This window comes from Prosthecodimorpha hirschii, assembly GCF_001305515.1.
Lineage (GTDB): Bacteria > Pseudomonadota > Alphaproteobacteria > Rhizobiales > Ancalomicrobiaceae > Prosthecodimorpha > Prosthecodimorpha hirschii.
In genome coordinates this window covers 802,066-820,415 of sequence record NZ_LJYW01000001.1, presented here as the reverse complement: position 1 = coordinate 820,415, position 18,350 = coordinate 802,066, and the positions used below count along the sequence as shown (strand labels likewise).

The 18,350-nt window shown below is 68.7% G+C and carries 15 protein-coding genes; 14 read left to right on the top strand and 1 reads right to left on the bottom strand.

Translation table 11 applies throughout. The features are described from left to right. Positions 1-95: 95 nt before the first annotated feature. The 4 genes from ABB55_RS03485 (at position 96) to ABB55_RS03470 (ending at position 3,741) form a co-directional block, all read left to right on the top strand. Entirely contained in the window at positions 96-296 is a 201-nt protein-coding gene (locus tag ABB55_RS03485; protein WP_054357568.1) for a DUF2065 domain-containing protein, read from the top strand. A gap of 131 nt (positions 297-427) precedes the next feature. Then, a complete protein-coding gene (locus ABB55_RS03480) occupies positions 428-1,960 on the top strand; it encodes a DegQ family serine endoprotease (protein WP_054357567.1) in 1,533 nt (510 codons plus the stop codon). Positions 1,961-2,195: 235 nt separating this feature from the next. Continuing rightward, the gene (locus ABB55_RS03475) at positions 2,196-2,738 is read left to right on the top strand and encodes a hypothetical protein (RefSeq protein ID WP_152981910.1); all 543 of its coding nucleotides are present in this window, start codon (positions 2,196-2,198) and stop codon (positions 2,736-2,738) included. A 79-nt stretch (positions 2,739-2,817) separates the two neighbouring features. After that, entirely contained in the window at positions 2,818-3,741 is a 924-nt protein-coding gene (locus tag ABB55_RS03470) for a 5'-methylthioadenosine/S-adenosylhomocysteine nucleosidase (protein ID WP_083463316.1), read from the top strand. Between the two features lie 13 nt (positions 3,742-3,754). On the opposite strand, the gene serB is transcribed toward ABB55_RS03470, so the two are convergent. Then, positions 3,755-4,642, bottom strand: coding sequence for a phosphoserine phosphatase SerB (serB, locus tag ABB55_RS03465; RefSeq protein WP_054357565.1), 888 nt, complete (start codon positions 4,640-4,642; stop codon positions 3,755-3,757). Positions 4,643-4,722: 80 nt separating this feature from the next. Here serB and miaA point away from each other — a divergent pair, with 80 nt between their 5' ends. The 10 genes from miaA to mgtA all read left to right on the top strand — a co-directional run bounded on the left by miaA (position 4,723) and on the right by mgtA (position 18,209). Then, positions 4,723-5,631, top strand: coding sequence for a tRNA (adenosine(37)-N6)-dimethylallyltransferase MiaA (gene miaA, locus ABB55_RS03460; RefSeq protein ID WP_338053643.1), 909 nt, complete (start codon positions 4,723-4,725; stop codon positions 5,629-5,631). Positions 5,632-6,034: 403 nt separating this feature from the next. After that, complete coding sequence (locus tag ABB55_RS03455) at positions 6,035-6,481, top strand: type III secretion system chaperone (RefSeq protein ID WP_054357564.1); 447 nt, start codon at positions 6,035-6,037, stop codon at positions 6,479-6,481. Positions 6,482-6,832: 351 nt separating this feature from the next. Then, positions 6,833-8,251, top strand: coding sequence for a hypothetical protein (locus ABB55_RS03450; protein WP_054357563.1), 1,419 nt, complete (start codon positions 6,833-6,835; stop codon positions 8,249-8,251). A gap of 339 nt (positions 8,252-8,590) precedes the next feature. After that, on the top strand, positions 8,591-10,345 hold the full coding sequence (locus ABB55_RS03445; protein ID WP_054357562.1) for an acetolactate synthase 3 large subunit: 1,755 nt from the start codon (positions 8,591-8,593) through the stop codon (positions 10,343-10,345). Positions 10,346-10,461: 116 nt separating this feature from the next. Next, positions 10,462-11,013 carry an acetolactate synthase small subunit gene (gene ilvN / locus ABB55_RS03440; RefSeq protein WP_140941615.1) on the top strand — a complete coding sequence of 184 codons (552 nt, stop codon included), beginning with the start codon at positions 10,462-10,464 and terminating at the stop codon, positions 11,011-11,013. A gap of 233 nt (positions 11,014-11,246) precedes the next feature. After that, positions 11,247-12,809, top strand: coding sequence for a hypothetical protein (locus tag ABB55_RS03435; RefSeq protein WP_054357560.1), 1,563 nt, complete (start codon positions 11,247-11,249; stop codon positions 12,807-12,809). A gap of 312 nt (positions 12,810-13,121) precedes the next feature. Next, complete coding sequence (gene ilvC / locus ABB55_RS03430; RefSeq protein WP_054357559.1) at positions 13,122-14,141, top strand: ketol-acid reductoisomerase; 1,020 nt, start codon at positions 13,122-13,124, stop codon at positions 14,139-14,141. A 130-nt stretch (positions 14,142-14,271) separates the two neighbouring features. Continuing rightward, on the top strand, positions 14,272-15,306 hold the full coding sequence (locus tag ABB55_RS03425; protein ID WP_054357558.1) for a Nal1-like putative serine protease: 1,035 nt from the start codon (positions 14,272-14,274) through the stop codon (positions 15,304-15,306). A 4-nt stretch (positions 15,307-15,310) separates the two neighbouring features. Further along, positions 15,311-15,541, top strand: a complete 231-nt coding sequence (locus ABB55_RS03420; protein ID WP_152981909.1) for a hypothetical protein — start codon at positions 15,311-15,313, stop codon at positions 15,539-15,541. 55 nt (positions 15,542-15,596) lie between these two features. Beyond that, on the top strand, positions 15,597-18,209 hold the full coding sequence (gene mgtA, locus ABB55_RS03415; protein WP_083463315.1) for a magnesium-translocating P-type ATPase: 2,613 nt from the start codon (positions 15,597-15,599) through the stop codon (positions 18,207-18,209). Positions 18,210-18,350 lie beyond the last annotated feature (141 nt).

Here is an 18,350-nt window from a genome sequence, read left to right as displayed (position 1 = left end):
ACGACGACGGCCCGTCTTTCTGCAGGTCATCCCCCCTGCATGTCCTCACCCTGCATGTCCCCCCGCATGTCCCACTGGCCGGATCGAACAGCGCCATGAGCCTCTTCCTGATCGCCCTCGGTCTCGGTCTTGCGATCGAAGGCACGCTTTATGCGGCCTTTCCCCGCGTCGCCAAGGCCATGATGGCGCGTGCGCTCGGCCTGCCGGACCCGGTTTTCCGCCTGATGGGCGTCGGCGCGCTCGCTCTCGGGGTTGTGATCGTGGCCCTGGTCCGTCTGGCCGGCGGCGGCGTATGATCGCTATCTGTCCGGAGCGGTCGATTTTCCGCCCCATTTGAGATTTGATGCTGATCGATCGGTTGGTAGCCGGCGACGGCGCCATGTCGTGTGGCGCCGGTGTCCTGGGACCACGCAACAGTAGGCGATCCATGCTGAACGGAACTCAACGTCTGGGCGTCCTCAAGAGGACCTTCGCTGCCACTGCGGCGCTGGGTCTCGTTCTCGCCCCGCTCGTCCTGGCCCCGCTTGTGGTCTCCACCGGGCCGGTCGCGGCAGCGCCCGGCAAGGGGCCGGACTCGGTCGCCGATCTGGCCGAGGGCCTGCTCGACGCGGTCGTCAACATCTCGACCTCGCAGACCGCCAGCGCCGAGCGGGCGACCCCGCCGGTGCCGACCCCGAAGGCACCCGAGGGTTCGCCCTTCCAGGAGTTCTTCGACGAGTTCTTCAACAAGCAGCAGAAGAACCGTGAACGCGAGCCGCGCAAGGTCCAGTCGCTGGGCTCCGGCTTCGTCATCGACGCCGACGGCATCATCGTCACCAACAACCACGTCATCGACGGGGCCGACGAGATCACCGCCAATTTCCCCGACGGCACCAAGCTCAAGGCGGAGCTGATCGGCAAGGACCAGAAGACCGACATCGCCGTCCTGCGCGTCAAGCCGACCAAGCCCTTGAAGGCGGTCAAGTTCGGCAACAGCGACAAGGCCCGCGTCGGCGACTGGGTGATGGCGATCGGCAATCCGTTCGGCCTCGGCGGCACCGTGACGGTCGGCATCGTCTCGGCGCGCAACCGCGACATCAATTCGGGCCCCTACGACAACTTCATCCAGACCGACGCGGCCATCAACCGCGGCAATTCGGGCGGCCCGCTGTTCAACATGGACGGCGAGGTGATCGGCATCAACACGGCGATCATCTCGCCCTCGGGCGGCTCGATCGGCATCGGCTTCTCGATCCCGTCGAACGGCGCCGCCGCGGTCGTCGAGCAGCTGCGCACCTATCGCGAGACCCGGCGCGGCTGGCTCGGCGTGCGCATCCAGGGCGTGACCGAGGACATCGCCGAAAGCCTCGGGCTGAAGGACGTCAAGGGCGCGCTGGTCGCCGGCGTGACCGAGAAGGGTCCCGCCGAGGCGGCCGGCATCCAGGCCGGCGACGTGATCCTGAAATTCGACGGCCGCACGGTTCCGGGCGTGCGCGAACTGCCGCGCATGGTGGCGGATTCGGCGATCTCCAAGGAGGTCGACGTGGTCGTGCTGCGCAAGGGCAAGGAGGAGACCCTCAAGGTCCGGCTCGGCCGCCTGGAGGAGGGCGAGAAGATCGAGCGCGAGAAGGCGGCGGCCGGCAAGGGGACCACCGCACCGACCGTGCAGCCGGTCATCTCGCGCGCCCTCGGCCTCGGCCTCGCCGATCTCGACGCGGCCAACCGCGACCGCTTCAAGCTGAACAAGGACAAGGTCACCAAGGGCGTCGTCGTCACCGAGGTGACCCCGGATTCGCCGGCCGCCGAGAAGCGCATCGTCGCCGGCGACGTGATCCTCGAAGTCGGTCAGGAAGAGGTCAAGTCGGCCGACGACGTGGTCAAGCGGGTCGAGGCCCTGAAGAAGGACGGCCGCAAGCGGGCGCTGTTCCTGCTGTCCAACCCGGACGGCGAGATGCGCTTCGTCACCGTCCAGGTGGACTGACGCGATGGACGGCGCGCGATCCGGCAGGCCCGCCGTCGCGCCCGTCCCGATCCGGCCGCCCGTCCCGATCCGGCCGCCCGTCCCGATCCGGTCGCCTGACCCGATCCGGCCGCCTGGCCGGGTGCGGACCGCCATCGCGGCTGCGATGGCGGCAGCCGTTTCGGCAATCGGGCTGCCGTTGGCCGGCCTTCCGGTGGTCGGCCTTCCGGTGCTTGGGCTTCCGACAGCCAGCTTTTTGACGGTCGCCGTGCCCGGTTTCGCGCTGGCGGGGATTGCGCTGAGCGCGACCCGGGCCGCGGCCGGGCCGGCCGTTCTCGACGCCTTCCTGATCGGTTTCGAGGATGGCTGCCGCGAGGGGCACGACTTCGGTCTCTGGGCCGACACCGTCATGACCAACGACAAGGCCGGCCGCTGGACCATCACGGCCGGCGGCGAGGTCCCTCCGGAGCTCGCCGGGGCCTTCGGAAGGCCGAGCCTCACCGTGCAGCGCGAGAAGGCGTCCGATCTCGCCCGCCTGGTCGTGCCGGTCGCCGACGCGACCTACAAGGGCCTGCGCGTCACCGCCCTCGAACTGCGCCGCTCGACCGGCTATTTCCTCGCCGACGACACGGTCGTCTTCGCCGAACCGGAGGCGACCGTGCGCGATAAGCTCGCCCCGGTCCTGAGGCGCGCCCGCAAGCTGATCGGCAAGGGTCCGGCGATCATCGACCTGAAGACCGAGAACGGCCGGGTCCGCTTACGCTGTCTCGACAAGGACGACGCGACGGGCCGGCCGTGATGGTCATGCAGTCGTGCGGGACGGCGCTGCGATCCGGTGCTTCTGGCGGGCCGATATCATGGGGCGAGGAGGAGCTTGGATGCGGTTTCTGATGGCGGCGTTCTGCCTTCTATGGGCGATCGGCACGGCGCTCGCCGCCGAACCGGCGCCGGTCTTGGTCCTGTCGGCCTATGCGCCGGAGGTGGCGGCGATCCGGGCGCGCGTTGCGGAGCCGCGCGACAGCCGGCTCGGGGGGCTGCCGGTGCTGGAAGGGCGGCTCGGCGGCAAGGCCGTCGTGGTGGTGACGACCGGCATCAGCATGGTCAATGCCGCGATGAACGCGCAGCGCGCGATCGACCGCTACGCGCCGCGCCTCGTGGTCTTCTCCGGCATTGCCGGCGGGGTCGACCCGGCGCTCGGGATCGGCGACGTGGTCGTGGCCGCGCAATGGGCGCAGTATCTGGAGGCGTCCTTCGCCCGCGAGCGGGCAGGCGGGGCGGGGGGCGCCGGCGGCTACAGCCCGCCCGGCGGATACAGTCCGCCGCCGCTCTTCCCGAACGACTTGCCGAATTTCGGCATGATCTTCCCTCATCCCGTCGGCGTGGTCCTGCCGGACGGCACGGCCGAGACGCGCCTGTGGTTTCCGGTCGATGCCGAGGCCCTGGCGGTGATGCGCCGCGCCGCGGAGGGCCTCACCCTGGAGCGCTGCACGGCGGCCTCGGCCTGCCTCGATCGCACGCCGCGGCTGGTGATCGGCGGCAACGGCGTCTCCGGTCAGGCCTTCGTCGACAATGCCGCCTTCCGGGCCTGGACCCAGACCACCTTCCAGGCCTCGGTGCTGGACATGGAGAGCGCGGCCGTCGCGCATGTCGCCCGCGCCAACGGGGTCGGCTTCATCGCCATCCGCTCATTGTCCGATCTCGCCGGCGGCGGGCCGGGCGAGAACGAGATCATGACCTTCCTGGGGCTGGCGGCGGCCAATTCCAGCCGCGTCCTGGAGGCTTTTCTCGCCGCCCTGCCGTGACCGCCCGTCGCGCTCAGGCCGCGACGAAGTCCGAGTGGCGGTAGCCCTGCAGGTAGAGGAGGGCGGTCAGGTCGGCATGCTCGATGCGCGCCGCGGCCGCGGCGGCGACCTTGGGCTTGGCCCGATAGGCCACGCCGAGGCCGGCGGCCTGCAGCATCGGCAGGTCGTTGGCGCCGTCGCCGACGGCCAGCGTCAGGGCCAACGGGATGGCCCGCGCGGTCGCAATTTCATGCAAGGAGGCGAGCTTGGCGTCGGCGCCGAGGATCGGCTCGGCGACCCGTCCGACCAGGCGGCCGTCCTCGGCCAGCAGCGTGTTGGCGCGATTCTCGTCGAAGCCGATCTTGCCGGCGATCGGCCCGGTGAACACCGTGAAGCCGCCGGAGACCAGCGCCGTATAGGCGCCGTGCGCCCGCATCGTGCGCACCAGTTCGCGACCGCCCGGCGTCAGCGTGATGCGCGTGCCGATGATCCGCTCGACCACGCCGGCATCGATCCCGGCGAGCAGGCCGACACGCTCGCGCAAGGCCGGCTCGAAGGCGAGTTCGCCGCGCATGGCCCGCTCGGTGATCGCCGCGACATGATCCTTGATGCCGATCTCGGCGGCCAGTTCGTCGATGCATTCCTGACCGATCATGGTCGAATCCATGTCGGCGATCAGCAGGCGCTTGCGCCGGCCTTCGACCGGCTGGACGACGATGTCGAGCGGCAGCCCGGCCAGCGCGGCGCGCAGGTCCGCTTCTCCGTCGCTCCCGGCGACGGGTGCGAAGTGCAGGTCGGCGGCGACGCCCGGGGCGAGGAGAACGGTTTCGCCGGGGCCGAGCCGGTCGCGTGCGGCGGCGATCGCGTCCGGGGTGAGGGCCGGCGCGGCGGGCGACGAGATCAGGGTTGCAACGTGGGTCATCGTCCGGGGATAAGCAGGAGCCGGCGTCGAGCGGCCCGACGGGCGGGCGCCTCGGCCGGCTGCAGGGGGCGGAAGGCGGAATGGGCGGCATGACGGAAGGCCGGCCGCGCGCGGTCCTTATCGCAGGCCCGACCGCCAGCGGCAAGTCGGCCCTGGCCATGGCGGTCGCAGAGCGGATCGGCGGCGCCGTGGTCAATGCCGATTCCATGCAGGTCTATCGCGAACTCAGCATCGTGACCGCGCGGCCGACGCCCGCCGACGAGGCGCGGGTCCCACACCGGCTCTACGGCCATGTCGCGGCCGCGGCCGGATACTCGGTCGCCCAGTGGCGCGCCGACATGGCCGGCACGCTCGCCGAACTCGAAGCCGGCGGCCGGCCGGCCGTGGTGGTCGGCGGGACCGGGCTCTATTTCCGCTGTCTGACCGAAGGCCTGTCGGCGGTTCCTGAGATTCCGCAGGAGGTTCGCACGCACTGGCGCCAGCGCGGGCTGAACGAACCGGCGGCGGCGCTGCATGCCGAACTCGCCCGCCGCGATCCGGACGGAGCCGCCCGCCTCCGGCCGGGCGACGCGCAGCGCATCCTGCGCGCCCTGGAGGTGATCGACGCGACCGGCCGCTCGCTGGCCGCCTGGCAGGCCGCCCCGGGCCTGCCGCCGCTCCTCGAGGGGCCCGGCATCGAGCGGATCGTGCTCGCCATCGACCGTGCGGAACTGCATCGGCGCATCGACCGTCGCTTCGAGGCGATGGTTGCGGCCGGCGCCCTCGACGAGGCGGCGGCGCTCGATGCGCTCGGGCTCGATCCGGACCTGCCGGCGATGCGGGCGATCGGCGTCAAGCCCCTGATCGCGGCGGTTCGGGGCGAGATCGGGCTCGACGAGGCGATCCGGTGCGGCCAGGCGGAAAGCCGGCAATATGCCAAGCGCCAGGAAACCTGGTTCCGCAACCAGATGGCCGATTGGCCGCGGCGCGCCGCCTCGGCGGCAGCCTGACCCGGCGGGCGGCCGTCCCGTCCGGCGGATCGGTCGGTGGCGTGCCGTGGGACGGTCCTGCTGAGGGGCGGGGACTGTGCAGGGCGGCGGCTGCGGGGCGGGGCGTCACAGCGCTCCCCTATGGGGCGAGCCCGCCTGCTCTGTCTCGTTTGGCACTCCGGATCGTCCGCCGGATCGATAGGGTGGAGCCTGGGAGAGGGTGCGCTCGGCGCGGCCAGCGGCCATTGCGGGCGGACAGGCCGGCAAAGGCGAACCGGCCGGGACGTCGGGCGGGCCGAAGGTGTCGGCCTGTGGACAAGGGCGACGGACGCCCTTTCGAAGCCATCGGACGCCGGCGCCGCGGTGCGGGGGGCGTGCCGGACGACAGCATGCGGGACAGGCGTCCCGCGACAGGGAGGAAACCATGCAGCTTGCGGATGCGGTCCAACAACTCGGCCGTCAGATCGGCCTGCCTTTGAAGCTCGACGGCGACGGCGCCTGCCGGCTGGTCTTCGACGGCAAGCTACCGGTCGATATCGAGGCGGTCGAAGGGTCGGTCGCCTATCTGCACACCGGCATCGGCATCCTGCCGACATCGGGCGGCGAGGCGCTGATGCGCAGCCTGCTCGAAGGCAATCTGTTCGGGCGCGGGACGGGCGCCTCGGTGATCGGCATCGACAGCCATCTCGGCGAGATCCTGCTCACGCGCCGCCTCGACATGAGCAAGACCGACTATGCCGAATTCGCCGCGGCGATCGAGGATTTCGTCACCCATGCCAAGGCCTGGATCGAACGGATCCGGCAGATGAGAGCCGCGCCCGCAGCAGACGCGCCGGCTTTCGGCGCCGGCGAGAGCTTCCTGCGCGTCTGACCCGCGCGCCGACGCCATAGCGCGATCCTGGCTGCCGGCCGGGGACCCGGACGGAAGGTCCCGGTCCGTCCGATGCTGCCGCCATGGCGGCCGGGTCCGCCCGTCGCCGCCACGGCGCGCCGGCCCCCCTCGGCCGATCTGGTCCGGCCCGCTCCCTTTCAAGCCCGCGCGGGTCTTCGGTGCTTCGTGTCTCATTCGGCACAGCGGGGTGCGCGAGCGCCGCTAGTATCGATGTCACACACCGGCTGGTTCGATTGTCGGCGGCGAGAGCCCGACAGCAACGAGACGGAATTCGACAGACAAGACAGCCGCGCGATCGCGGCTTTACGCGACGATCAACAGGAGATCGACATGGCCGGCCCGGTCCACAACCAACCCCCGCCCGTGCAACAGCCGATCGGCATCGGCATCGGCCAGGTGCCGCAGGACCAGGACGGTGTCGTCCCGATGGGCCAGCATCAGGCCGAGGTCGGTCAGGCCCAGCCGCGGGCGACCAGCGCGCTGAAGACCGCCTGGATGGACGTGAAGCACTTCTTCACCTCGCTGTTCGGCAGCCGCGTCAGCACGCCGACCCCGCTCGCCGTCACCAATGGCCACGAGGCGACCGACAACGTCCTGCACGAGCTGACCCGCAGCAAGCCGAACGAGGGGCTGGTCTATCTGGCGCTCGCCGAATGGATCGGCCACAACCCGTTCCAGCAGGACGCGTCGCGCGACGGTTTGCGGCAGGAGGTTCAGGTCCAGTTCGGCGACAAGCTGGACGACATGTCCGACATGCAGCTGTTCCGCCTCTATCGGACCCTGCAGAACAATCCCTCCCTGGTCCAGGATCTCGGGCAGAACGGCTCCGCCTATGTGATGTCCAAGGTCGACGACATGAACGACCCGGGCGCGATGGAGATCATGCAGGCCTGCGGCAAGGTCAACGACATGGGCGGCGTGGTCACCGAGCTGGCCGCCATGGTCAAGGACCGGCTGGAGGGGCGCGGCTACGAGACGCCGCACATCAACGGCACCGGCCCGACCCCGTTCATGGACCGGTTCACCGAGAATGCCGTCCTGAATTCCGGCGATCTGGTTGCGGCGCTGCGCGACACGGTGCTGCAGAACAATGCCGAGAAGGACCGCGTGATCATCGGCTCCCTGGAGGTCTCGGGCCTGCGCGACGAACCGAAGGGCCCGCAGCGCAGCCCCGGCCGCCCGCAGGATGCCACGACGGCGCTCGAAGACCCGTTCTTCGACGATCCCTTCAAGGGCACCGGGACCGACGGCGAGAAGATGATCGACTTCTTCGACAAGCATTTCGAGGTCTGCAGCAGCCCGGAATTCTGGTCGCATTTCGGCGCCAAGACGAACCAGGACAATTTCGGTTCCGCCATGGCGCTGGCCTGCCTGTCGCGGATCGCCGGCAACGGCGAAGTCACGCCGCGCGACCTGGAAGATCTGCGCAAGGCGCTGAGCCCGCCGGACGACCGCGTCAAGCCGCTGGGGCAACTGCCGCTCAACCTCATCGGCACCGCCTCCGACGAGCGCATGAAGATGCTCGGCCAGCTGGTCTTCGACCGCTACTTCGCGATGGGCTCGCCGTTCGAGCTCAATCTCGAACCGCAATTCCCCGAGACCGGCATGGTTCGCGACACCTTCGCGGATCCGACCAAGACCGGCCAGGAACGCTTCGATGCGTTGACCAATGCCTTCGTGCAGATGCAGGGCCGCCAGCGCTTCCCGATGGACAGCCTGACCAATCCGCTCCGCGGCATCGCCGGCTGAGCGACGGTTCCCTGCGCCGCCCGGCCACGGCCTCGTCCGTCGCCGGGCGGTTGCGGTTCGCGACAAAGGCGGCGCGTTGGCGCTTGACCGCACCGCCATCGAGGCGTAGGGTCCGCGCCCATCGACCAGATCAGGGAAACGCGCGTCATGTCGCTGCGGACCATTATCGTACTTAGGGAGCGCGCGAGCGGGACGGGGCACTGACCCGTCACGGCAGGTTCGCGCGCAGCGAACGGGGCCCCTACGAAACGGTTCCCCTTTTTTCATCGACCGAAAGACACTCGAACGAAGGCCCGAGAGAGGCCCGAGACGTGAAAGGGAAGACCGATGACACGGGAAATGACCGGTGCGGAAATGGTGGTTCAGGCCCTGATCGACCAGGGCGTCGAGCACATCTTCGGCTATCCCGGCGGCGCCGTACTCCCGATCTATGACGAGCTGTTCCAGCAGGACAAGGTGCAGCATATCCTGGTCCGCCACGAGCAGGGCGCCGGCCATGCGGCCGAAGGCTATGCCCGCTCGACCGGCAAGGTCGGCGTGGCGCTGGTCACCTCCGGCCCCGGCGCGACCAACATGGTCACGCCGCTCACCGACGCCTTGATGGATTCCATCCCGATGGTCTGCATCACCGGGCAGGTGCCGACGCATCTGATCGGCAACGATGCCTTTCAGGAATGCGACACGGTCGGCATCACCCGGCCGTGCACCAAGCACAACTGGCTGGTCAAGCGCATCGAGGACCTGCCTCGCATCCTGCACGAGGCGTTCCGGATCGCCGAGACCGGCCGGCCCGGCCCGGTCGTGGTCGACATCCCGAAGGACATCCAGTTCAAGTCCGGCCTCTACGAGAATCTGAAGGGCGCCCGGCAGACCCAGTACCAGCCGCGCGTCGAGGGCGACGAGCGCGCCATGCGCGAGGCGGTGCGGCTGATGGCCGGCGCCAAGAAGCCGATCCTCTATACCGGCGGCGGCGTGATCAATTCCGGCCCCGAGGCGACCCGGCTGCTGCGCGAGTTGGTCGAGCTGACAGGCTTTCCGATCACCTCGACCCTGATGGGCCTCGGCGCCTATCCGGCGACGGGCAAGAACTGGCTCGGCATGCTCGGCATGCACGGCACCTACGAGGCCAATCTGGCCATGCACGACTGCGACGTGATGGTCTGCATCGGCGCGCGCTTCGACGACCGCATCACCGGCCGCACCGATGCCTTCTCGCCGAATTCGAAAAAGATCCACATCGACATCGATCCGTCCTCGATCAACAAGAACATCCGTGTCGACGTGCCGATCATCGGCGACGTGGCGCGCGTGCTCGCCGCCATGGTGGCGATGTGGAAGGAGGCGAAGCCGGTGCGCGATGCCGCCGCCCATGCCGCCTGGTGGGGCGAGATCGACCGCTGGCGCGCCAAGAAGTGCCTCGCCTATCGCAAGAACCGCGACGTGATCATGCCGCAATACGCGATCGAGCGGCTCTATCAGCTGACGCGCAAGCACGACACCTACATCACCACCGAAGTCGGTCAGCACCAGATGTGGGCGGCGCAGTATTTCGGCTTCGACGAGCCGAACCGCTGGCTGACCTCGGGCGGCCTCGGCACCATGGGCTACGGCCTGCCGGCCGCGCTCGGCGTGCAGATCGCCCATCCGGACTCGCTGGTCATCGACATCGCCGGCGATGCCTCGGTGCAGATGACCATCCAGGAGCTGTCCTCGGCGGTGCAATACGAGGCGCCGATCAAGATCTTCATCCTCAACAACCAGTATATGGGCATGGTCCGGCAGTGGCAGCAGCTGCTGCACGGCAACCGCCTGTCGCACAGCTACACCGAGGCGATGCCGGACTTCGTCAAGCTCGCCGAGGCCTATGGCGGCGTCGGCATCCGGGCCGACCGGCCGGACGAACTGGACGACAAGATCGAGGAGATGATCGCGGTCCGCAAGCCGGTCCTGTTCGACTGCCGCGTGGCCAGCCTCGCCAACTGCTTCCCGATGATCCCCTCGGGCAAGGCGCATAACGAGATGCTGCTCGGCGAGGAGGTGTCGGACGACGACATCGGCCAGGCGATCGGCGCCGAAGGCAAGATGCTGGTCTGACGCCCGGCCGTCGAACCTGCAACGCTCCCGTTTCCTTCGTTCGGCCCTGACCCGTTGCGGATCGCTTCGATCGGCACGGGACGGGCACCAGCCAATGAGCCACGGATATGAACGCCATGACCACGCCCGGGCAGTCCCATTCGGCCTATTTCCTTGACGACGCGCCGAAGACCACCGAGAGGCACACCCTTTCGGTCCTCGTCGACAACGAGCCCGGCGTCCTCGCCCGGGTGATCGGCCTGTTCTCGGGCCGCGGCTACAACATCGACAGCCTGACGGTCTCGGAGACCGAGCACGAGAAGCATCTCTCGCGCATCACCATCGTCACCACCGGCACCCCGATGGTGATCACCCAGATCAAGAACCAGCTCGACCGCATGGTGCCGGTGCACCGGGTGATCGACCTGACCGTGTCCGGCCCGGCGCTGGAGCGCGAACTGGCGCTGATCAAGGTGCGCGGCACCGGCGAGATGCGCGTCGAGGCGCTGCGCCTGGCGGAGGCCTTCAATGCCCGCGTGATGGACGCCACCACCGAGAGCTTCATCTTCGAGATCACCGGCAAGGGCGACAAGATCGACCAGTTCGTCACCATCATGGTGCCGCTCGGCCTGGTCGAGGTGTCGCGCACCGGCGTCGCCGCCATCCGTCGCGGCCCGGAACGGACCTGATCCCGGTACCGCCCGGCGGGCCGGCGCGGCCTGCCGGCGACGCGTTACCGCAATGCCGAAAGGCGAGGTCCCGGACGTGCGCCGGGACCGTCGCATTCTTTCTACACCCTTGGATATTTCATGAAAAAGTCGCTGTCCGGTCAGCCGCCTGACAGGCTGGAAACGGTATAAACGGGGTGTTCGCAGTGCTTCGGCTGCGGACTGGCTTTCCCGAACAGCGATCCTTTCCAATCATGAGCGAATCGATTTTGTTTCGCGCAAGCGCCATCGGCGCGCGCGTCCGCGCTGCCGCGCCGAGTGTCGGACTTGTCTTCGCTCTCCTGTTCGCGACGGTCTGCGTGCCGATCTTCGCCGTCAAGGTCGCGCCGCTCAACGACTACATCAACCATCTCGCCCGCATGCATGTCATGGCGGTCGGAGGGTCCGACCGGTTCCTGTCCGCCTTCTATGCCGTCGACTGGCAGCTCCTGCCCAACCTGGCGATGGATCTGGTCGTGCCGCGGCTGGCACGGGTGTTCGACATCTACACGTCGGGCCAGATCTTCGTCGCGCTGACCATGTTCATGCTCGCCTCCGGGCCGATGGCGATCAGCTGGGCGCTCAACCGGCGCTTCGAGCCGTGGCCGCTGGTCGCCTTCCTGATCCTCTACAATCAGGTCTTCCTGGTCGGCCTGATGAACTACCTGATGGGCGCCGGCTTCGCCATGTGGGGTCTGGCCGCCTGGATCGTGCTGCGCGAGCGGTCGATCCTGCTGCGCATGGCGGTGTCGGGCGCCGTCGTGGCGCTGACCTTCCTGTGCCATCTGTGCGCGGTCGGGCTCTACGGGCTGGCCATCGGTTCCTACGAGCTCTGGCTCTGGTATCGCCGCGGGCTGAAGGTCGACCGCCGGCTGGCGCTCGATTTCGCCGCGCTGGCCGTGCCGGCGCTGCCGATCGTGCCGCTCCTGCTGGCGAGCGCCACCTGGGGTCTGGCGGCCGAATACGAGTGGAGCGCGCAGGGCAAGCTCGATTCGATCACCATGATCTTCCGCGCCTATTCGGACCCGATCGACATTGCCGTGCTGGCGGTCTGCGCCGCCGCGCTGGCCTGGGCGGTGCGGCGTTCGCTGATCAGCTTCCATCCGGCGGCGGCGGTGTTCGCTGTCGTCAGCTGCGCCGTCTTCCTGGCGCTGCCGACCGTTCTGTTCGGCTCCTACATGGCCGACCAGCGCCTGCCGGTGGCGATGCTGCTCACGCTGATCGGCTTCGGCAGCATCCGTCTCGGCCAGCCGGCCGTGGCGCGCGCGTTCGTCTTCCTGGTCCTGGCGATCTCGACCATCCGGGTCGGCGACGTGACCGCCCAGTGGCTGCATCTGGCCAAGGCGCATGACGAATTCCGCGCGGTCGTCCAGGGTCTCGACCGCGGCCAGAAGTTCATCGTCGCCTATGCGGACGAGCCGCAGCTCAGCCAGCGCGAGCAGGATGCGATCAGCCATCTGGCCAGCACCGCCGTGATCGAGCGCTCGGCCCTGGTCTCGACCGAGTTCACCGTGCCGGGCAAGCAGATCCTGCGCGTGCGCTCGCCCTATGAGGACCGCGTCGACACCGAGGACGGCACGCCGCCGAATATCAGCCAGCTGATCGCCGCCACCATGGTCGAAGGGGCTGCGACCGGCCACTATTGGGATCGCTGGCAGGAGAAGCACGACTTCGTCCTGGTGCTGTTCACCGAACGCGGCCGGGCCAATCCGGATCCCGACCTCCTGTCGCTGGTCCATGACGGCAACGGCTTCCAGCTCTACGAAATCCTGCGCTGAGCGGTGACCGGCCGGGACTGCGGCGGCTCGCGGGCCGCATGCAGGCCCGGACCGGCGTGACGGTGGCGAGGTCTGCGTTTTTCGCTGCAGTGCAGCGATATGCCGTCCCACGCATGCTTGGGCGGCATGGCTGGCCCACGCGACGGCGTTTTCGGCGTCTGCGACCGGATTCCGCGCCCTTCCAGGCGTTCGGACGGTTGCCCTCCGGGGTCTCTCCCGCTAAACCGCTCCACGATTTTCACGCCCCGCGCCTCACCGCGACCGGGCGAGATCAGTCCAGCCGACAACACCCGAACCGGGGGGAACGCTTCCATGCGCGTCTATTACGATCGTGATGCCGACATCAATCTGATCAAGGGCAAGAAGGTGGCCATCGTCGGCTACGGCAGCCAGGGCCGCGCCCATGCCCTGAACCTGAAGGACAGCGGCGTCGCGGAAGTCACGATCGCGCTGAAGCTTGGCTCGGCCACGGTCAAGAAGGTCGAGGCCGACGGCCTGACCGTGAAGTCGGTGGCCGATGCCGCCGCCTGGGCCGACCTGATCATGATGTGCGCCCCGGACGAGCTGCAGGCCGACATCTACAACGACCACATCGCCCCGAACATCCGCGACGGCGCCGCGATCGCCTTCGCGCACGGCCTCAACGTGCATTTCAACCTGATCGAGGCGAAGTCCACGGTCGACGTGATCATGATCGCCCCGAAGGGGCCGGGCCACACCGTGCGCTCCGAGTATCAGCGCGGCGGCGGCGTGCCCTGCCTGATCGCGATCCATCAGGACGCCTCCGGCAACGCCCACGATCTGGCGCTGTCCTATGCCTGCGGCGTCGGCGGCGGCCGTTCGGGCGTCATCGAGACGACCTTCAAGGAAGAGTGCGAGACCGACCTGTTCGGCGAGCAGGTCGTGCTCTGCGGCGGCCTGGTCGAGCTGATCCGCGCCGGCTTCGAGACGCTGGTCGAGGCGGGCTACGCCCCCGAGATGGCCTATTTCGAGTGCCTGCACGAGGTGAAGCTGATCGTCGACCTCATCTATGAGGGCGGCATCGCCAACATGAACTACTCGATCTCGAACACCGCCGAGTTCGGCGAGTATGTCACCGGCCCGCGCATCATCACCGACGAGACCCGCGCCGAGATGCGCCGCGTGCTCAAGGACATCCAGTCCGGTGCCTTCACCACCGAGTGGATCCGCGAGTGCAAGGCCGGCCAGCCCAAGTTCAAGGCCACCCGCCGCCTGAACGACGCCCACCCGATCGAAGAGGTCGGCGTGAAGCTGCGCGGCATGATGCCCTGGATCAAGCAGAAGGCCCTGGTCGACAAGACCCGGAACTGAGATCGCGAAAGCCAGTCCTCGGGCTGAAGACAATCGCCGCCCGTGCGTCACGCACGGGCGGCAATTTTATGTTGAGGGGTCCGCAACCCTGCCGCATACTGCCTTCCGAAAGGTGACGGGGGGAGAACGGATGCGATGGGAGAGTGCAACGGAACTGCACAAGGAGTTGGTGGCGGATTTTCTCCCGGCGGCAGACGAGACCGCGCTACCGGCCACAGTTCATGGTGTTGCCGCGGACGATCGCCGCTCGCCCTTCCGAAACACCGTCCTGGCGCCGGGCTTTGCGATTGGGATCGGTATTTTTGATCAGGGCGGCAGGCGCAGCTACGGCATCGGCATCACGGTGCAGTCCGCCCGAGACCTCGGTTCTCCCGTCATCGATGAAATCGCCAGCCGCAGTCACGGCGAATTCGAGGTGGTCGTCGGCGGCCGTGTTCGGCCCGCGACCGGCTGGCATCTGACGCAGTGCAATCCGCTCAGGATCGGTTGCAGTGTCGGCCATCCGGATGTGTCGGCGGGAACGCTCGGGTGTTTCGTGCGTTCGAAGGCAGGGGGGCGACCGGGTTTCCTGTCGAACAATCATGTGCTGGCGAATTCCAACCGGGCGAAGGTCGGGGAGCCGATCTTCCAGCCCGGCCCTCTCGATGGCGGTCAGCAAGCCGATACGGTGGCCACCCTCGCCGGGTTCGTGCCGATCACCTTCGGAAATACGATCAATGGCTTCGATGCCGCTTGGGCCAGGCATCTGGCGCGCCAGCCGGATTTCGATCCGATCGCCTTGATGGACACGGGCGGCCGCCGCTATGGAGCCATTCCGGATGGTGCCTCCAGTAGCCTCTTGCCCGGGGCACATGTCGTGAAGGTGGGGCGGAGCACCGGTTTGACTTTTGGGCGGGTCAGACAGGTCAATGTGTACAATGTCAACGTGCCCTACGGCAATAAATACGCCCGATTTGACGGTCAGGTTCTGATCGAAAGCCGTTCGGTGGCGCCCTTCGCCTTGCCGGGAGACAGTGGGAGCGTCATTGTGGACGAAGAGTGCCGGGCCGCAGGCCTGCTCTTCGCGGTGACGTCATCCGGTGGTAGCTTCGGGTCGGGTCTCGTCTATGCGTCGCCGATGGAGCCAATCCTGACCGCTCTGGATCTCGAAATCGTATCGGGGTGATGCCATGTCCGAACTCACTGGAATGGACCGAGCCATCGCGGCTCAAAGCGAGCTTGCGAATGCGCTCTCGTCGGTCCGCGGCGTGAATGGCATCGGTGTCGGGGCCGGCCGAGAGCCGGGCACCTACGCGCTTTATGTCGCCGTCTCCGACAAGCGCGCCGCCAAGTCCATCCCGGACAGCTGTTCCGGTCTCGATGTGGTGGTGGATGTCGTCGGCAGGGTCTCCCATCTCTGACAGCCGAAGGTGAGGGCACTGCGCCATATCAAGGTCGGAACCGGAGCCGCAGGGCATGCTGGCGACGCGTTCCAAGGAGACCAAGGTGCCGCAACCCACTTCGATCGGGCATGATGCCGATCATTTCTGGCAGGACGGACCCGGGCCGGCCTTTGCGGCCGTCGGGTCGCGTGCGGAGGGGCTGACGGCGGCGGAGGCGGCCGAGCGGTTGGCGCGGTTCGGGCCGAACGAGGTTGCGGCGGAGCGCCGGCGCAGCATTCCCGCCAAGATCCTGCGGCGGCTGGCCGAGCCGATGGTCGCGATCCTGCTGACCGCGGCGGCCGTGTCGGGCGCGACCGGGGAGTGGCCGAGCTTCGTCATCATCCTGGCCATCGTCGCCGCGTCGATCACCCTCGACGTGGTCCAGGAACATCGCGCCGAGAAAACCGCGGAGGCGCTCAGGAGGTCGGTCGCGATCCATGCCGACGTCCTGCGCGACGGGGCCGTCGTCCGGGTCCCGGTCGACCGGCTGGTGCCGGGCGACGTGGTCCGTCTGGAGGCCGGCGATCTGGTCCCGGCCGACGGGATCGTGCTCGCCGCCCATGGCGCGCGCGCCGACGAGGCGCTTCTGACCGGCGAGCCCCTGCCGGTCGACAAGCGGCCCGGCCCGAGCGGGGCGACCGATGCCGCGGATGCCACGGACGCCCTCTTCGGCGGCACCGGCCTGGTCAGCGGCTCGGCCACCATGCTGGTGCTGCGGACCGGCGCCGCGACCCGCTTCGGCGGCATCGCGGCCGCCCTTGAGGCGGCTGAGGTGCCGACCGCCTTCGAGGTCGGGTTGCACCGGCTCGGCGTCCTGATCGTCCGGCTGACCGTGTTCCTGGTTCTCGGCGTCCTCCTGGCGCATCTGGTCTCGCACCGGCCGGTGGTCGAATCCTTCCTGTTCGCGGTCGCGCTGGCGGTCGGGCTGACGCCGGAACTGCTGCCGATGATCGTCACCGTGTCGCTGTCGCGCGGCGCGTTGCGGATGGCCGAACGCAAGGTGGTGGTGAAGCGGCTCGGCTCGATCCACGACCTCGGCTCGATGGACGTGCTCGCCACCGACAAGACCGGCACGCTGACCGAGGCGCGCATCGCGCTGACCGGCCATCCGGGCGCCGACGGGAGCGAGAGCGGCCGCGTCCTGATGCTGGCGGCCGCCAATGCGGCGCTGGGCACCGGCATCCGCAGCCCGCTCGACGAGGCGATCCTGGCCGGCTCGGGCGGGGCGGCCGCAGCCGGCTGGGCGCGCATCGCCGACATCCCGTTCGATTTCGAGCGCCGGCGGGTCACCGTCCTGGCGGAGCGGGACGGCGAGCGGATCGTGATCGTGAAGGGGGCGCCGGAGGAGGTGCGTGCGCGCGCGACCCGCATCGAGAACGCGGACGGCACGCTCGCGCCGCTCGATGCTGCGGCGGCGGCGCGGCTGGAGGTCTTCGAGGCGGCGCGCGCCGGGGAGGGGATGCGGCTGCTGGCGGTCGGCTGGCGTCCGGCGGCCGGACAGGAGACGCTCGACGAGGCCGGGGAGGCGGAGCTCGTCTTCGCCGGCTGGTGCGTCTTCGTCGACCCGCCCAAGGCGTCGGCAGCCGCGGCCGTCCTGCGGCTGAAGGCGGCCGGCGTGCATGTCAAGGTGATCTCCGGCGATGCCGCGCCGGTCGTCCAGCATCTGGTCGCGACCCTCGGCCTGCCGCATCGCGGCCTCCTCACCGGCCACGAGATTGAGGCGATGACCGACAGCGCGCTGGCGCATCGGGTCGGTTCGGTCGATCTCTTCGCGCGCGTCTCGCCGGACCAGAAGCTGCGCATCATTCGGGCGCTCAAGGCGCGCGGCCACCGGGTCGGCTTCATCGGCGACGGCATCAACGACGCGCCGGCCCTCAAGGCGGCCGATGTCGGCATCTCGGTCGACGGTGCGACCGACGTGGCGCGCGCGGCGGCCGACATGATCCTGCTCGCGCCCGATCTCGGCGTGCTCGCCGACGGCATCGAGGAGGGGCGGCGGACCTATGCCAACATCATGAAATATGTCCGCATGGGCACGTCGTCGAATTTCGGCAACATGCTGTCGATGGCGATCGCCTCGCTGGCGATCCCGTTCCTGCCGCTGACGCCCGTGCAGGTGCTGATCAACAACCTGCTCTACGACCTCTCCGAGGTCGGCATCCCGTTCGACCGGGCCGATCCGCAGGAGACCGCGCGCCCGCACGGCTGGGACATGGCCGACATCCTGCGCTTCACGCTGGTCATGGGGCCGCTCTCCTCGGTGTTCGATCTCCTGACCTTCGCGCTCTTGGCGCTGGTCTTCTCGGCCGAGCCGGCCGTGTTCCGCACCGCCTGGTTTGCCGAATCCATGACCACCCAGATCCTGGTCATCTTCGTCATCCGCACCGCGGCGCCGGCCTGGACCAGCCGGCCGCACCGGGTGCTGGTCGCCACCTCGCTCGGCGCGCTCGCCGTGGCGCTCCTTCTCGCGCTGACCCCGCTCGGCGCGCCCTTCGGCTTCGTCCCCCTGCCGCCGACCCTGCTTGCGACCCTCGCCGTGCTGGTGGTCGCCTATCTGACGCTCGCCGAATTCGTCAAGCGCTGGGCCATGGCGCCGCCCCGGCGCGGGCGGCACGTGCGGGTTGCTGCCGGGACGGCCGGGCGATAGTCTTGACGGGACAAGGGAGGCGGTCGTGAAGACATGGCCCGTTCAGAAATGTCCCGCTCTCCATGAAGCGGCCTCGGATGTGGCCATCAGGTTGCTGCTCGCACCCGAGCCGCGCTTCAAACTGGATCTGCCCGATCGAAG

Coding starts and splice junctions, on each gene's coding strand:
- ilvN (WP_140941615.1), top strand. CDS start 10,462: ATGACCACGCCCGGGCAGTCCCATTCGGCCTATTTCCTTGACGACGCG.
- ABB55_RS03485 (WP_054357568.1), top strand. CDS start 96: ATGAGCCTCTTCCTGATCGCCCTCGGTCTCGGTCTTGCGATCGAAGGC.
- ABB55_RS03435 (WP_054357560.1), top strand. CDS start 11,247: ATGAGCGAATCGATTTTGTTTCGCGCAAGCGCCATCGGCGCGCGCGTC.
- serB (WP_054357565.1), bottom strand. CDS start 4,642: ATGACCCACGTTGCAACCCTGATCTCGTCGCCCGCCGCGCCGGCCCTC.
- miaA (WP_338053643.1), top strand. CDS start 4,723: ATGGGCGGCATGACGGAAGGCCGGCCGCGCGCGGTCCTTATCGCAGGC.
- ABB55_RS03480 (WP_054357567.1), top strand. CDS start 428: ATGCTGAACGGAACTCAACGTCTGGGCGTCCTCAAGAGGACCTTCGCT.
- ilvC (WP_054357559.1), top strand. CDS start 13,122: ATGCGCGTCTATTACGATCGTGATGCCGACATCAATCTGATCAAGGGC.
- ABB55_RS03470 (WP_083463316.1), top strand. CDS start 2,818: ATGCGGTTTCTGATGGCGGCGTTCTGCCTTCTATGGGCGATCGGCACG.
- ABB55_RS03450 (WP_054357563.1), top strand. CDS start 6,833: ATGGCCGGCCCGGTCCACAACCAACCCCCGCCCGTGCAACAGCCGATC.
- ABB55_RS03425 (WP_054357558.1), top strand. CDS start 14,272: ATGCGATGGGAGAGTGCAACGGAACTGCACAAGGAGTTGGTGGCGGAT.
- ABB55_RS03420 (WP_152981909.1), top strand. CDS start 15,311: ATGTCCGAACTCACTGGAATGGACCGAGCCATCGCGGCTCAAAGCGAG.
- mgtA (WP_083463315.1), top strand. CDS start 15,597: ATGCTGGCGACGCGTTCCAAGGAGACCAAGGTGCCGCAACCCACTTCG.
- ABB55_RS03445 (WP_054357562.1), top strand. CDS start 8,591: ATGACCGGTGCGGAAATGGTGGTTCAGGCCCTGATCGACCAGGGCGTC.
- ABB55_RS03455 (WP_054357564.1), top strand. CDS start 6,035: ATGCAGCTTGCGGATGCGGTCCAACAACTCGGCCGTCAGATCGGCCTG.